The organism is Chitinophaga jiangningensis, from assembly GCF_900142605.1.
Classification (GTDB): Bacteria; Bacteroidota; Bacteroidia; order Chitinophagales; family Chitinophagaceae; genus Chitinophaga; species Chitinophaga jiangningensis.
The window spans coordinates 1-15,066 of record NZ_FRBL01000001.1 but is presented as its reverse complement, the minus strand read 5'-3'; the positions used below and the strand labels follow the sequence as shown (position 1 = coordinate 15,066).

At 46.1% G+C, this 15,066-nt stretch carries 12 protein-coding genes; 5 read left to right on the top strand and 7 right to left on the bottom strand.

Going from position 1 to position 15,066, the window contains the following annotated elements; genetic code table 11:
- Positions 1-6: 6 nt before the first annotated feature.
- On the top strand, positions 7-2,199 hold the full coding sequence (locus BUB18_RS00060; protein ID WP_073076845.1) for an OmpA family protein: 2,193 nt from the start codon (positions 7-9) through the stop codon (positions 2,197-2,199).
- Between the two features lie 32 nt (positions 2,200-2,231).
- The gene (locus BUB18_RS00055; protein ID WP_073076843.1) at positions 2,232-4,718 is read left to right on the top strand and encodes a Calx-beta domain-containing protein; all 2,487 of its coding nucleotides are present in this window, start codon (positions 2,232-2,234) and stop codon (positions 4,716-4,718) included.
- A gap of 576 nt (positions 4,719-5,294) precedes the next feature.
- Here BUB18_RS00055 and BUB18_RS00050 read toward each other — a convergent pair.
- From BUB18_RS00050 to rplU, 7 genes are all read right to left on the bottom strand, one after another.
- Positions 5,295-5,792 (bottom strand): GNAT family N-acetyltransferase, encoded by a 498-nt coding sequence (locus tag BUB18_RS00050; RefSeq protein ID WP_073076841.1) that lies wholly within the window; start codon positions 5,790-5,792, stop codon positions 5,295-5,297.
- A 1-nt stretch (position 5,793) separates the two neighbouring features.
- Positions 5,794-6,429: a DsbA family protein gene (locus tag BUB18_RS00045; RefSeq protein WP_073076839.1), complete on the bottom strand. Its 636-nt coding sequence runs from the start codon at positions 6,427-6,429 to the stop codon at positions 5,794-5,796.
- Between the two features lie 59 nt (positions 6,430-6,488).
- On the bottom strand, positions 6,489-7,205 hold the full coding sequence (locus BUB18_RS00040) for a PrsW family intramembrane metalloprotease (protein WP_073076837.1): 717 nt from the start codon (positions 7,203-7,205) through the stop codon (positions 6,489-6,491).
- Positions 7,202-8,890 carry a DNA polymerase/3'-5' exonuclease PolX gene (locus BUB18_RS00035; protein WP_073076836.1) on the bottom strand — a complete coding sequence of 563 codons (1,689 nt, stop codon included), beginning with the start codon at positions 8,888-8,890 and terminating at the stop codon, positions 7,202-7,204. Before BUB18_RS00035 ends, BUB18_RS00040 begins: the two co-directional genes overlap by 4 nt.
- A gap of 447 nt (positions 8,891-9,337) precedes the next feature.
- Positions 9,338-9,784 carry a hypothetical protein gene (locus BUB18_RS00030; RefSeq protein WP_262487657.1) on the bottom strand — a complete coding sequence of 149 codons (447 nt, stop codon included), beginning with the start codon at positions 9,782-9,784 and terminating at the stop codon, positions 9,338-9,340.
- Positions 9,785-9,836: 52 nt separating this feature from the next.
- Positions 9,837-10,115, bottom strand: a complete 279-nt coding sequence (gene rpmA / locus BUB18_RS00025; protein ID WP_073076832.1) for a 50S ribosomal protein L27 — start codon at positions 10,113-10,115, stop codon at positions 9,837-9,839.
- Positions 10,116-10,171: 56 nt separating this feature from the next.
- Positions 10,172-10,474: a 50S ribosomal protein L21 gene (gene rplU, locus BUB18_RS00020; RefSeq protein ID WP_073076831.1), complete on the bottom strand. Its 303-nt coding sequence runs from the start codon at positions 10,472-10,474 to the stop codon at positions 10,172-10,174.
- A gap of 283 nt (positions 10,475-10,757) precedes the next feature.
- Here rplU and BUB18_RS00015 point away from each other — a divergent pair, with 283 nt between their 5' ends.
- The 3 genes from BUB18_RS00015 (at position 10,758) to rseP (ending at position 14,945) form a co-directional block, all read left to right on the top strand.
- A complete protein-coding gene (locus BUB18_RS00015; protein WP_073076830.1) occupies positions 10,758-12,254 on the top strand; it encodes a GH3 auxin-responsive promoter family protein in 1,497 nt (498 codons plus the stop codon).
- Between the two features lie 95 nt (positions 12,255-12,349).
- A complete protein-coding gene (locus tag BUB18_RS00010) occupies positions 12,350-13,516 on the top strand; it encodes a 1-deoxy-D-xylulose-5-phosphate reductoisomerase (protein ID WP_073076828.1) in 1,167 nt (388 codons plus the stop codon).
- 88 nt (positions 13,517-13,604) lie between these two features.
- Positions 13,605-14,945: an RIP metalloprotease RseP gene (rseP, locus tag BUB18_RS00005; RefSeq protein WP_073076826.1), complete on the top strand. Its 1,341-nt coding sequence runs from the start codon at positions 13,605-13,607 to the stop codon at positions 14,943-14,945.
- Positions 14,946-15,066: the final 121 nt, after the last annotated feature.

The window sequence follows — 15,066 nt, the reverse complement described above, 5'->3', positions numbered from 1 at the left end:
ATGCCAATGAAAACCTTAACATCCCTTATACTCCTGCCTGGTGCTGTCCTGGTAATAGCATCCTGCTCTGTGGTGAATAACCAGTCCGCCGGCTCCTTCGGCGATATGGCCAAAGTAAACCGTGCGGAAAGACTGCTGAAGCGACAAGACTATGAACATGCCATCTCCCTGTGTAATACAGTAATTAATAAAGGAAGTAGTGAAGCGGTGATGAGAAAAGCCAAGCTTCAGCTGGCAAGGGTTTATAATGAAACCCGGCAGTTTGAGAAAACCATCGCCCTGTACGATGAGCTACTGTATAAGCCAGGCAAGGATATTGAAGTATCTGACGTTATTACCTACACCGACCTCCTGAAAAGAACAGGCCGCATAGGCAAGGCGAAGGAAGTAGCCACATTATACGCCGCCAGTTATTCAGACAATACCCGTTTTACCAATATCCAGCGCTCCCTGGAAAATTATTACAGCTTCTTTACCCGCAATCAGTCCGACAAAATGAAGGTGGACAGTTTGCAGACCAACCTGCCCGGCTACCAGTACGGGCTGGCATTATATAAGGATAACCTGGTTTTCTTATCTAATGATATTAAGAAGAAGGATGCCCAATCGCTGTACACTAACTCGAAACTCTATATGATCTCTGAATCAGGAGTTGCCCCGTTTAGCAACAGCCTGAAAGGAATTTTACAGATCGGACCGGCTTCGTTTTTTGAAGGAGGTAAGAAAGTGATTTATACTTCCAACCGGTTTACAGATGTAAGAAACGAGAAGAATTCATTTATCAACTATAATAACGGCACCCAGCTGCTGGCAGCCAGCTTCCAGGCAGAACACAATTCCTGGAGCCGTCCGCTGCCGGTGGAAATTGGCAAAATAGGCAGTGCCGTTTCAATTTTACATCCTTCAGTTGCTCCTGACGGTAAACGTTTGTACTTTGCATCCGATATGCCGGGTGGCCTTGGAGGCACCGACATCTACTATGCCGACTGGGATGCCAACGAAAAGCGCTGGAAAGCTCCTGTAAATTTGGGGCCGAAAGTCAATACCAACGGAAATGAGCTCTATCCTTTCATCAGCGGTGAGAAATTGTTTTTCTCCTCCAATGGCCTGGAAGGATTTGGTGGCCTGGATATATTCGTGATAAATACCAATGAGCCGGATAAGGCCCCCGAACATTTACCATTCCCGGTAAATACACAGTTCGACGACCTGAACCCGGTGCTCGATGACAAAAAATGGTTGCTCTACTTTACCTCCGATCGCTCGGGTGTACACGACAACGACCATATTTATGTGATGAGCCTGAACAATGATCCTTTGAAAGATGTAGGCATATCCAACCCGGATGCACCTAAAGATGAAAACTTGTCCCTTACCGTAGTGAAAGCTGACGATCGCCGTCAGGAAACCATTATAGGCGATGCACGTTACGACAATCTCATCATCAAAGACACCGTTCAGCCGGACAAGCCAGTACAGAAAGCACCAGAAACAGTGGTGGTAACGGATTCCCGCACCACCATCGACTATGGAAACTCTGCTGCCAACAGCGCAGGCCCGGAAATGATCTCCTGGCAATACGACGCCGGTAGTCCGCAGGCAGCTGCGGCAAAAGCAGTGGCTGCTGCCCCTGTTGCCAAACCTGCCCCCGAAAAGGCAGTGAACAGCAACCCGGAAGTGGTGGCCTGGCAGCAGCATAACGCCAACGCTGCCACGAAAACCAGCACCGCTAACGGTAATGCCACCACGAAAAAGCCAGAAACTTCAGGTTTACAGCAAATAAACGGGATTTCTGCAGCCAGACTGGACAGTATCATGCGTGCTGCCAATATGCTGCTCACTGTGCCAGGCATCATTTATTTCGACCTGAATTCCTATATACCACTGGACCAGGAATGGAAAAAACTGGACTCCATCTTTGGTGTATGGAAGCAGCATCCGCAGCGCCTGATCCTGATCAACGGCCATGCAGATGTGATTGGCGACGAAAAGTATAACCTGGCGCTGTCCAAAAACAGGGCAGTATACATCCAGGAATGCCTGAAAAGCAGGGGAGTGGATGCGGATAAAATCAGGATTAACTATTACGGCTCAACGAAGCCGGTGTGGGTGGCAGGCCAGTTCAACATCGACAACGACAGGGATATCTATATCCAGTTGCAGGGAGTGAACCGCCGCTGTGAAGTGAAAATATTGTAAGTATCAATTTAGCGTATATCAAAATTACAGAAATGAACAAGATTGCTTCCTTAATGCTTTTTCTGGCTGTCGGCTCACAGGCCATTGCCCAGGAAATGCCAGTAGTGTTCAACAAGAGTTTCAGTGCAGTGAAAAACCAGTATAAGAAACTGGCAATCGCCGACAACAACTCGATTGTTGCTATCGGAGGAGGATCTGATAACGGTTGTATAACCAAGTTATCTCCTACCGGAAACCTTATTTATAATGCCAAACTGAATAAAGGCGGTCTGGTAGCATACCAGGATATGCTGTTACTGCCTAAAAACGAGCTGGTGGCAGTAGGTGGCGGTACCATCGCATATGGCAACGCACGTATCACCAAACTGAATTCCGCCGGTGAAGTGATTTTCGATAAAAGCATCGGAAATGGCCAGGGTGGCTTCTTTACAAAAGTAATTACCGACCGTCATGGCAACTATATCACTGTAGGAGTGGACGGTAGCAAACCTGCACAGGCACGCATCACTAAAATGGGTGCTGACGGCAAAATCATTTTCGACAAAGGCTTTGGCGCACATAACGTATTCAACAATGTGCTGATTGATGAGGATGAAAATATCATTGCCGTGGGGGGCGACGTTGGTGATGGCCAGGGTAAAGCAGTACTCGTAAAAGTAGACGGCAAAGGTGAAAAACAATATGAACTGAGCTTCGGCAAACCAGGTGCTATATTTGAAGAAATGATGCTCCTGGAAGATGGTTCTGTACTGGCCATGGGCGGTGGTGCCTATGGTACCGGTAACGCCAGCCGCATTGCTAAAATAAATGCCGAAGGCCAGGTGGTATTCGATAAAGAATATAGCACCGTGGATGGTAAGTTTAATGCCATGCGTGTAAACGACCTCGGTCAGATCTTCGCCTGCGCGGAGGAAAGAGAAAGAGGCCGCATCGTGAAGCTACGTCCTGACGGTACAGAGCTGTTCAACAAAGAAGTAGATGCAGCCCTGTACGCCCTGGAAGTAGGTAAAAACGGTAAAGTGGTGGCTACCGGTGGTAACACCAGCACCAACACCGGTAAAATTGTGAAACTGCTGCCTGATGGAATGGAAGTGGTTAACAAAAATGCAGGTACTGTATTCCAGCACTTACTGCTCACCGAAGATGATGAAATCTGCGTGGTAGCCAGAGATGGTTACCGCCTCACTAAATTCAGCCCTGATGGCGAACAAATGTTCGACAAGCAGCTGGGTAAGTATGATGCGAAAACTTCCCTCGCAGCGCTGCTGATGAGCCCTAGCGGCGAAATCATTGCTGCCGGTGGTGGCGATGAAGATGGCAACCGTATCATCAAAATCAGCCATGGTGTTTCTATTAACGACATCGCAGTGTCTGAGCCACTGAATGGCTTATCCAACGCTTCGCTCACCATTACCCTGTCAGGCTTCCTGCGCAATAATGGTGTTCGTACGCCCGTAAACGTGCATTACAAAACTATTCCGCATAAAGGTGGTGCCAGCACTGGCGACTTTGATGCTACCGAAGGAACGATTTCTTTCGTGCCATCCGAGTTTGCCGCCGGCGCTATCATCTCCAAAACCATTCAGATTCCTGTAAAAAGTGATAACCTGCTGGAGGGTAAAGAAGCCTTCCACGTGGAAATCCTGGATGCGAGTGAGTTATATCTCACTAAATCAAAAGGAGAAGTAACGATCCTGGACCAACCGGCCATTGTGAAATTCATTGGTGGAAACAATGGTGCAGAACCAGCCACAGATGTAGTATTTTCCGCTGGTTTATTTAAGAGAGATGGAACGCCGCTGATCAACGCCACTAATAAACCGGTTCGATTGACTTATAAGTTCGGTAACGGCACTGCCTTACCAGGACAGGATTTTGTAAACAGCATCAAAGCGCCGTTTGTAATCGATACCGCTGCAAGTACCGCTAATCTGAATGTAAAAGTGAAAGATGATAACCGCTTCGAACTGGCCGAAACAGTGGTGCTGGTCCTGAGCGAAATCAAAGCGGAAAATGAAGCGATCGTAGGCTACAATGGTGATGTAACCAGCATTTCCGCTTCACAGTATATCCAGGATCAGGCAGCGCATATTACCCTGGTTCGCCTCACAGATGCCAACGAATCTGCCACCGCCCCGGTAAGCATGTTCAAATGTATCCTGGTGAAAGCTTCCGATCAGTCCGTACAAACCAACTGTACCGGTAGTGATATCAACATTTACTTCGGTGTGGATTCCTTGTCTACCGCTATATATGGTAAGGATTACGTGATCATGAACGGCGACATGGTGAAAATCACCGGCGACTGTGCATTCAGCGAAACTGATATACAGGTAGCGTTGGTGAACGACCGTATCAAGGAAAATGATGCGCTGGTAGCGGTGAAACTGCGTGATGCTACGGCTGCTCTTAATGCAGGTAAACTCAGCATTGCACCGGATCTGAAACTGAATAAAGCTGTTGCCGTTATCCACGACGATGATAACGACGAGAATGGTGCCGTAATAACAGCTAAATAAGCCCGGCTTGATTAATTAACCGATATACGCACTCAAGCACCTACTGTCCCGCATAGTTATCTATGCGGGATTTTTTTGCTTTATGAGATTGGCGGGACCTCCGGTCCCGCCAATCTCATTTTGATCCACTGCCGAAGGCAGTGGATCAAAATGAAAAACAGATACTTACGGATTAATAAAAAGAAATTATAAAAATATCTTCATCTGTAAAATCCAAAGGGATTATACTTCGCGTATATGAATTAAAGCGATTTAGAAACTACTATATCCTTAGAATAAATCAAGTTCTTTTTTCGACTGTAAAAGATTGTCATGTTTTTTTTCATCAGATGTTTCAACACAATAGCAGGATGAATAAAAGCTGAGTGCTAACCCCACATGATATTCAATTGGCCCTAAGAAGGTCAGCGTCTGTTGGTGGTTACCTCATCGAATCAAACAGCGATAGAAAAATGAACCCTTCATTTTTTGAATTGCAATATTTATAACAATCGTAAAGAAACTTAATAAAGAGTTGTGTCTTTTAATGGTTAACTTGGGAATAAGCCTGGTATATCCTTACCGGGCTTTTTTATTTTATACCAATGAACGTTGCATTACATAGTCTTCCATCAGGAAGCCATTACCGATATCCGTATTTTTCTCTTTTACGACCGTAAACCCCACTTTTTCGTAGAAATGGAGTGCTTTATTGAAGCGGTTTACGTCCAGCTCCAGGATTTCGGCTCCTTTTTCTTTCACCATATCCGCGATAGTGTTGATCAAAAATTTACCGGCACCTTTTCCCTGGCAGGCAGGATCGAGGTAGATCTTATGCAGTTTATATACGGCAGGATCGTTTGTGGTGCTGTAGGAGGCATAAGCTACAGGCTGCTCATCGTCCGTCATGATGAGGAACTGGTGTTGCTTTTCTGTCATTTGCTGTATTAAAGCCTCGTTGCTGTACATCATATCCAGCATGAACGTGAGCTGCTCCGGGCTTAATATGGACTGATAGGTTTGTGGCCATACTTTATCGGCCAATGCTTGTATCAGTGCAATGTCATTGGTGTTGGCCAGGCGTACTTGAAGCATTTTATTTTTTACTGTTTATTTCTGCGAGAATATTATCAATGGTTTGCTGTAGCCGATCGAGTGGAGTAAAGCCTCTGGCGCAGAGGTACAGCTGATCGTTGGCATCCAGGATGGCTGCCGGAAATCCGGTGATGCCCCAGTTTTGGACCACCTGGAACTCCTGCTGTGTTTCGTAACGCATTTTTTCGTCGTTCATTTTTTGCAGGAATTCTTCGGCAGGCAGGTTATACTTTTCCACCAGGCGGCGGTAGGTTTCGTCGTCGTTTAAGCTTTCGCCTTTGTAGTTGAGTGCTACCTGGATATCGTGTACAAAATCCAGTGCTTTTTCAGGGAGATATTGTTTAAACACTGTCAGCGCTACCGCGGGTTTTTCCGAATCCATCTTTTCATCGGATGCCAGCAGGGTATGGAGAAAAGGCTCGCCAAACTGTACCCCTGTCATCTCTTCTACTGATTTATGTGCCTGCTGGATGTAAGCCTGCATGGCCGACCATGGGCGGCGGTTGGCACCGAGGATCATACCGCCGGAGAGCACTTCAACTTCCATGTCGGGATGTGCTGCCTGCAATTGTTGTACTACGGGGGTAAAACCATAGCACCATCCGCAAAGGGCGTCGGTAACATATATTAGTTTCATGGGAACTGGTTATCGTTGAAACGTCAAATTACTGAATTATGGGGAGATGGCATGGATGCTTAGCTTTGGCCCCGGTTGTCGTCTTCACTGAAGTAGTGATTATCATACAGCTTTTCGGAGAGGGTCCTGTCTTTCCTGATGGCCCTGATAGCGTTCCTGATGGCAAAAATCAGCGTTACTACCGCTGCGCCCAGCAGGAAAATGTTGTTGCCTGTAAACAGGAAGAAATCGTAGGTACCGTGGAAGAAGATCGCAATCAGTAGTCCTTTACGGAGCAGGTGATGCTTCTTCTGCGGAATGAACTTTGCCAGGCCCACGTAATACCCCATAAGCACCGCAAATGCAGCATGTGCCGGCACGGACAGGAACATGCGTGCTACGCCGGTTCCGAAGCCATATTGCCCTACGTATGCGATATTTTCGAGCGTTGCGAAGCCCATACCTATCATCACCGCGTACACGATGCCATCAAAGGGCTCATTGAAAGCTTTTTTGGGATAGGCGTAGAGGTATAGGACGAGGAACTTCGCGGTTTCTTCGGACAGGCCTACGATGCAATAGGCAAAAAAAGCAGTATTGAGCAGTGTACCGCCGGTTTCACGAAAGCCAAGCAGCAGTGCTCCCGCCTGAAAGGCAAGCGGCAGCACGATGCAGGCCATTCCCAGTATAAAGCTTTTCAGGAGCAGGCCCACGGGCTCACGATCGTATTTATCGAGGGCATAGATAAGCAGGGAGATTGCCAATCCCGGTGCTACGGCCAGGGCCAATAATGTCATGAGATCAGATTTTTCTGTTTTTTCCTTTCGGAGAGGAAGGTGTTCAGCATGTCAACAGAGAAGCTGCTCAGATTGTTTGCTTTGGTAATTCCTCCTTTTTGCGCGGCCAGCGTACCATAGTAGGTATCATGGAATCCTTCCACACTGTGTGCATCCGGGTCAATGGATATCAGCACATTTTTTTCAATGGCATAGTGCAGCCAGGTCCAGTCGATGTCGAGCCGGCGCGGGTGCGCATTCAATTCAATCACTACGTTGTTGGCGGCGCAGGCGTCGATAATCTTCTTATGATCTACTGGATAACCGTTGCGGCTCAACAGGAGTCGGCCGGTCATATGCCCGAGTATAGTCGTATATGGATTTTCGATGGCTTTGAGGAGTCGCGCCATGGCTTTTTCCTCCGTCATTTTCAGCGTGGAGTGTACGGATGCGATGACCATATCGAATGTTGCCAGGATTTCATCCGGGTAATCGAGGTTGCCATCGTTGAGTATATCCGCTTCAATGCTTTTAAAGATTTTAAACGGCGCCATTTTGGTATTGAGCTCATCTATCTGCGATTGCTGGGCGAGTACGCGTTCAACATTGAGGCCGTTGGCGTAGAATGCGGAGCGGGAGTGGTCGCTGATAACGAGGTATTCAAAACCTTGTTTTCTCGCTGCGGTGGCCATTTCCTCGAGGGTATTGAGGCCATCGCTCCACTGGCTGTGGGAGTGGATGATACCTTTGATATCTTCCGGCTGTATCAGCTGTGGGAGTTGGCGGCTACGGGCCTGTTCAATTTCGTGGATGCCTTCCCGTAAGCAGGGGAGAATGTAGTCCATATCTGCTTTGCTGAAGATCTCTTCTTCGCTGGCAGCGCCTTCAATGGCGGTATGGCCGCCGTTGGCGTTGAATTTATCTATAAACGCGGCGGAGCCGGTGGTAAGGAAAAGTTGGGAATAGAAGGCTGCCTGCATGCAGGAGTGGGTGATCACTTTAACTTTTTCTTCGTTGGTCCATACCAGGTGGGTATCGTTGCTGGCTTCGAGGTGGAAGCCCGGGAGCAGCGACAGCTGTTCCTGGATATTGTTGGTAGAGGCGGCGATGAGCACTTCTATTTCGTCGATGATAACTGCATTTCTGCGGAAGGCACCGGTGAGGCTTACGGGAGCAGGAGCAAACAGTGTTTGCAGTTGTTTTTCCAGGTCTTTCCCGATTTTTTCCACTTCAGCATATAAGAAGCGGTGTTTATTGGAGAGATAGAATTCTATATTCTGCTTTACGTTTTCCTGTGTTTTCTGGCCGAATCCTTTGAGCAGGAGGAGGCGGTTTTCGTTACAGGCGTACAGGAGTTCACCCATGGATTCCACTTCCAGTTCTTTCCAGATGGTAGCGATCTTTTTAGGTCCGAGGCCTTTGATTTTCATGATTTCGAGGATGCCTGGCGGGGTGACCTCGATGTAGTGGTCCAGGAGGGCGAATTGTTGTTTTTCCAGCATTTCGAGGATGGCTTTTCCGGTGGATTCGCCTATGCCTTTGATCTTGAATATTTGATCGGGAGGGGTATCCTTGAGTTGTGCGGGTAATTTTTCTATAGTAAATGCTGCTGATGCAAATGATTTTGCTTTGAAACTGTTTTCGCCGTGGATATCCATGAGTTTGGAGAGCAGGGCGAAGTTATCGGCTATTGCGTAATTGTCCATGGAATAAAATTACGGTTTCTTGTCCGCCTTCGGCGGATTTGGGGCGAGGTTTTTTTCACGCAGCGCGGCATAATTTTGACATTTTTACCCGCGGAGAAGGGGGTGGTCTTAAGCTCGCAAAGCCTTATTTAGTTTAAGGCGCCTTCGGCGCCTTTGGAGCGATCTTTTTTCTCGCAAAGTGGCAAAGCAGGTAAGCAGCAAAGGCTGGTGTGTTGTTGTTTGTCGTAAACAAAGGAGCAGCAAAGCAGGTAAGCAGCAAAGGGTAGTGTGTTGTTGTTTGTCGTAAACAGAGGAGCAGCAAAGCAGGTGAGCGGCAAAGGTTTGTGTATTGTTTGTCGTAAACATAAAGTACATCAGCCGGTGACCGACTCCGCTGTTTGGGGCAAAAGAAAAAGGTTCTGATGAAGAACATCAGAACCCTTATAACTACATTTTGTAAATCCGGTCTTAGTTAGCTGGATTTGCTGGAGCTGGAGCTGGTGCAGGAGCAGCTGCTTTTTTCTTAGCAGCGGCTTTCTTTTTAGGAGCAGCTTTTTTAGGAGCGGCTTTCTTAGCAGCAGCTTTCTTTTTAGGAGCAGCTTTCTTAGCAGCAGCTTTCTTTTTAGGAGCGGCTTTCTTAGCAGCAGCTTTTTTAGGAGCGGCTTTCTTAGCAGCAGCTTTTTTAGGAGCAGCTTTCTTAGCAGCAGCTTTTTTAGGAGCGGCTTTCTTAGCAGCAGCTTTTTTAGGAGCAGCTTTCTTAGCAGCAGCTTTTTTAGGAGCGGCTTTCTTAGCAGCAGCTTTTTTAGGAGCAGCTTTCTTAGCAGCAGCTTTTTTAGGAGCGGCTTTCTTAGCAGCAGCTTTTTTAGGCGCAGCTTTTTTAGCCGCTTTTTTAATTGTTGCCATTGTTTTTTGAATTTGGGTTAGTAAAAAATAATTGGGTATAAAAAAACTTTATGGCAAACACTGATTAGGCTTCCGCCTGAGCAGTGGTGTCAAATGCTTTAACAGAAACGTAGGTTTTGTTTTCGCGACCTTTTCTGAATTCCACAACACCGTCAGCTACTGCGAAAATGGTAAAATCTTTACCAATGCCTACATTTGAACCTGGATGGTAAACAGTACCTCTCTGGCGAACGATGATGTTACCAGAAATGGCAGGTTGACCACCGAAAATTTTAACGCCCAGCCTTTTGCTTTGGGAGTCACGGCCGTTCTTTACACTACCTTCACCTTTTTTATGTGCCATTGTATAATAACTTTAAAAAAACTTTGTCTAAAAATAAGTTGAGCTTAACGTACAAATTAAGCTATTTCATTGATTCTGATCTTAGTAAAGTGGGTACGGTGACCAACTTTCTTTCTGAAGCCTTTTCTTCTCTTCATTTTGAAAGCGATAACTTTATCACCCTGAACAAATCCTAAGATTTCTGCTTTTACTACTGATTTTACATCAGTACCTACAGCCAGCGTACCAGCGTTATCTGTCAACAGTACATCAGAAAACTCCACTTTATCTCCGATATTTCCTTGTAACTGCTGTACAAAAATTTCCTGGTCTTTTTGTACTTTAAATTGCTGACCTGCGATTTTTACAACTGCAAACATAATTATCCAAAATATAATTTCCGCAAAAGTAACATTTGTTTATCGAATTGACAAAGTTTTCCTGCATTTTTTAATTCGAATGCGTAAAATAATGTATTCAACCCAATAAAACTTAATCTTTTCAAAGATACGTACTTTCCTGAATTTTAGATTTTTTTAACATTTTCTTACCAAACTTTAAAACATCTTTTTTACTGCAAAAGGCAACGCATTTTTATATACATTTGTCGTTTACACTATAATATAATAGATGTCCAATCTTTCAATCATAAAATAAAGTGGCATGAAGTTTAAATCACTGCTGGCCAAACCATTTGCTTCTATCGTCCATAGCAAGATAAAGAAGGAAATGTTCAGGGCGGTAGAAGACCAGGAGCATATCCTGGAGGAGCTGATCAAAACAGGACGAAAAACAGAATTCGGCGCGGAACATAAATTGGAGGCTGTTAATAATTATGATGAGTTTAAACAGGCCATCCCTATCCGTGACTACGAACAGTATAAACCTTATATAGAAAGAATCAAGCAGGGTAAACAGAACGTTCTCTGGAAAGGACAGCCGATTTATCTCGCCAAAACCTCCGGTACTACCAGTGGCGTCAAATATATCCCGATCTCAAAGGATTCCATCTCCAACCATATCGATACAGCCCGTAACGCACTGCTGAACTATATGGGAGAAACCGGGAACAGCCGCTTTGCCGACGGAAAAATGATCTTCCTGTCCGGCTCCCCGGAACTCGAAAGAGTAGGAGGCATCCCCACCGGCAGGCTCTCCGGAATCGTAAATCACCACATTCCGCGATACCTCCGTACCAATCAGCTCCCTTCCTATGAAACAAATTGTATTGAAGACTGGGAAACCAAGCTGGACAAAATAGTGGAAGAAACCATCCACCAGGATATGACCCTCATCAGCGGCATACCACCCTGGGTACAGATGTATTTCGACCGACTGATGGAGCGTACCGATGGCAAACGCATCCGTGAAATCTTTAAAAACTTCGATGTAATGGTATACGGCGGGGTAAACTTTGAACCCTACCGGGCCAAACTGATGGCTTCCATCGGTGCACCTATCCATACCATCGAAACTTTTCCTGCCTCCGAAGGCTTTTTCGCCTTCCAGGACTCACAGGAACAGGAAGGGCTGCTGCTCAACACCAACTCCGGCATCTATTACGAGTTTGTTCCGGCAGGAGAGATTTTTAACGAAAATCCTACCCGCTTATCGCTCAAAGATGTACAGGTTGGCGTAAATTACGCCCTCATTATTAACAATAATGCTGGTTTGTGGGGATATAATATTGGTGATACCATCAAATTCATCTCCACCAATCCATATAAAATTCTGGTGACAGGCCGCATTAAACACTTCATTTCTGCGTTTGGAGAACATGTGATCGGAGAAGAAGTAGAGTTTAGTCTGATGAAAGCCGCACAGGAAGAAAACCTGCACATCACCGAATTTACAGTAGCGCCAATGGTCCAAACCAACGGGGAATTGCCGTATCATGAATGGTTTGTAGAGTTTGAAAATATGCCGGCTAACCTCGAGGCTTTTGCCAGAAAGGTAGATGAGAACATGCGTGCAAAAAATATCTACTACGATGACCTCTTGTCCGGAAATATCCTTCAACCGCTGAAAATCAGGCCTGTACGCCGCCAGGGTTTTATCGACTATATGAAATCAGTAGGTAAGCTGGGAGGACAAAACAAAGTTCCACGACTGAGTAACGACCGGAAACTGGCAGACGAACTGGCCCATTATTTACAATGATAGTATCCCATAAGGACTTTTTATAACAGCTGCAGGAGCATATCCTGCAGCTGTTCATTCATTTTTTGTAACCTGTAAAAACGTAAACAACCGTAATGAACAAACGTAAAATTGCCATCTTCGGGTCCACAGGATCTATTGGCATTCAGGCACTGGATGTGATAGCGGCACATCCCGAAAGATTTTGTGTGGAAGTACTGACTGCACAGAATAATGCTGACCTGCTCATTGAACAGGCACTTAAATTCAAACCTAACGCTGTAGTCATCGGCAACGAAGAGAAATACAAGCAGGTAAAAGATGTATTATTTGACAAAGGCATAAAAGTATTTGCCGGCGCTAAATCAATGGTGGAAGTAGCCTCCTGGAACTCCATCGATATGATGCTGGCAGCCATCATGGGATTTGCAGGTCTTGCACCTACCATGGCGGCCATTGAACAAGGTATTCCGGTGGCCCTGGCCAATAAGGAAACCCTCGTATGTGCAGGGGATATCGTGATGGCAGCCGCTGCCCGTAAGAATGTACCTGTCATCCCGGTAGATTCTGAGCATTCCGCTATTTTCCAGTGCCTCCTCGGAGAACCGATGTCGAAACTGGAAAAAGTGATCCTCACCGCTTCAGGTGGGCCTTTCCTCGGTAAAAAACCGAACTTCCTCATCAATGTAAAAAAAGACCACGCTCTGCAGCATCCTAACTGGAGCATGGGCGCTAAAATCACCATCGACTCCGCCACCCTCATGAATAAAGGGCTGGAAATGATCGAAGCCAGGTGGTTGTTTGGCCTTAAACCGGAAGATATTGAAGTAGTCATCCATCCGCAATCCATCATTCACTCTATGGTGCAGTTTGTAGATGGCTCACTCAAAGCGCAGATGGGACTGCCGGATATGAAACTGCCTATTCAATACGCATTAGGCTTCCCTGACCGCCTGCAGAACGACTTCCCGCGGTTTAACTTCAGGAATTATCCGTCCCTCACATTTGAACAGCCGGATACTAAAACTTTCCGTAACCTTGCCATCGCCATGGAGGCAATGTACAAAGGCGGAAACGCTGCCTGCGTTATGAATGCGGCCAATGAAGAAGTAGTGAACGCCTTCCTGAAAAACAGGATCGGATTCCTGCAAATGACAGAAGTAATTGAAGAAACCATGGTGAAAATACCATTTGTAGAAAAGCCTACCCTGCACGATTATTATGAATGTGATACTGCAGCAAGGGAGCATGCGGCTTCTTTAATAAATTCTATTGTAATCTAACCGCATTCAAAAATTAACAACACATTTTGCCATTATATCTGGTAAATCGGATATCTTAACAGGCAGAATAAAAGCAGAAATTAATTAAATGACATTAGAGCTAATATTGGTGAAGGGCGGACAGCTTATACTGTCGCTCTCTATACTGGTGGTACTGCATGAGTTAGGCCACTTTATCCCTGCCAAGTTGTTCAAAACACGCGTAGAGAAATTCTACCTGTTCTTCGACCCCTGGTTTTCTCTCTTTAAAATCAAAAAAGGCGAAACCGAATATGGTATCGGATGGCTTCCCCTGGGAGGTTATGTGAAAATATCCGGGATGATCGATGAAAGTATGGATAAGGAACAGATGGCCAAGCCGCCACAGTCCTGGGAGTTCAGGGCCAAGCCGGCCTGGCAGCGACTCATCATCATGATTGGTGGCGTTACCGTCAATATCCTCCTCGCTTTCTTCATCTACGCCATGATCCTCTGGTCTAACGGTTATACCTATATGCCGGTGAAAGACCTGCCATACGGTATTCAGGTGGATTCACTCGGTAAAAGCATTGGTTTGCAGGATGGCGATAAAATCGTTTCCATCGATAACAAGGAAGTAAAGGAATTCGAAAAAATTCCCGTGTATATGATCCTGCATGGTAGCAAAACCATCCAGGTGGATAGAAATGGCCAGCCTGTAAACGTTACCATTCCGGATGGATTTATTCGTCGCGTTATGGGTATCATGAAAGGCGGTGGCTCTTTTATCGCGCCATATATGCCTGACACAGTACCTTACGTAGCGCGTCATATCCTCGAAGATGGTGCAGGTGCCAAAGCCGGCCTGAAGCCGGAAGACCGCATGCTGGCCGTAAACGGGGTCGCAACGCCAAACGTGAAATCGTTCCTGGCGGAAATGAAAAACCAGAAAAGCAAAACGATTGACCTGCAGGTGCTCAGAGGCACTGATACCGTGATGCTGCACCCGGCGCTGGATACTACCGGTAAGCTGAACGTGCTGCCATATACCGCAGTGACTATTCCATACAATTTCTTTGAATCCATTCCTGCCGGTGTAAGAATGGGTGTGGATAAACTGAATTCTTACGTACTGCAGCTGCGTTTGCTCTTCGTTTCCAAAGAAGTGAAGGTGACTGAATCCCTCGGTGGTTTCGGTAGCATTGCCAAACTGTTCCCTGACCAGTGGAACTGGCTGGACTTCTGGCAGCTCACTGCTTTCCTGTCTATCATCCTGGCATTTATGAACATCCTGCCAATTCCGGCGCTGGATGGCGGCCACGTATTATTCCTGCTATACGAAATCATCACCGGCCGCAAGCCTAGTGAGAAGTTCCTGGAATATGCACAGATCGTGGGTATGGTGATCCTGCTGGGATTACTGCTGTTCGCCAACGGGCTGGATATCTGGAGGGGAATATTCGGAAAATAAGGTTTTTTAAAGAGATATATTTTCGCAAGAGGCTGTCTCAAAAGTAATTTGAGATAGCCTCTTTCTATTTTTAGAAAAAAAAAGGCTTTTATTAAGGTTTTGTGTTGATAAATAGTCTTCT

Coding starts and splice junctions, on each gene's coding strand:
- rpmA (WP_073076832.1), bottom strand. CDS start 10,115: ATGGCACATAAAAAAGGTGAAGGTAGTGTAAAGAACGGCCGTGACTCC.
- BUB18_RS00015 (WP_073076830.1), top strand. CDS start 10,758: ATGAAGTTTAAATCACTGCTGGCCAAACCATTTGCTTCTATCGTCCAT.
- BUB18_RS00050 (WP_073076841.1), bottom strand. CDS start 5,792: ATGCTTCAAGTACGCCTGGCCAACACCAATGACATTGCACTGATACAA.
- BUB18_RS00060 (WP_073076845.1), top strand. CDS start 7: ATGAAAACCTTAACATCCCTTATACTCCTGCCTGGTGCTGTCCTGGTA.
- BUB18_RS00055 (WP_073076843.1), top strand. CDS start 2,232: ATGAACAAGATTGCTTCCTTAATGCTTTTTCTGGCTGTCGGCTCACAG.
- BUB18_RS00045 (WP_073076839.1), bottom strand. CDS start 6,429: ATGAAACTAATATATGTTACCGACGCCCTTTGCGGATGGTGCTATGGT.
- rseP (WP_073076826.1), top strand. CDS start 13,605: ATGACATTAGAGCTAATATTGGTGAAGGGCGGACAGCTTATACTGTCG.
- BUB18_RS00035 (WP_073076836.1), bottom strand. CDS start 8,890: ATGGACAATTACGCAATAGCCGATAACTTCGCCCTGCTCTCCAAACTC.
- BUB18_RS00040 (WP_073076837.1), bottom strand. CDS start 7,205: ATGACATTATTGGCCCTGGCCGTAGCACCGGGATTGGCAATCTCCCTG.
- BUB18_RS00010 (WP_073076828.1), top strand. CDS start 12,350: ATGAACAAACGTAAAATTGCCATCTTCGGGTCCACAGGATCTATTGGC.
- rplU (WP_073076831.1), bottom strand. CDS start 10,474: ATGTTTGCAGTTGTAAAAATCGCAGGTCAGCAATTTAAAGTACAAAAA.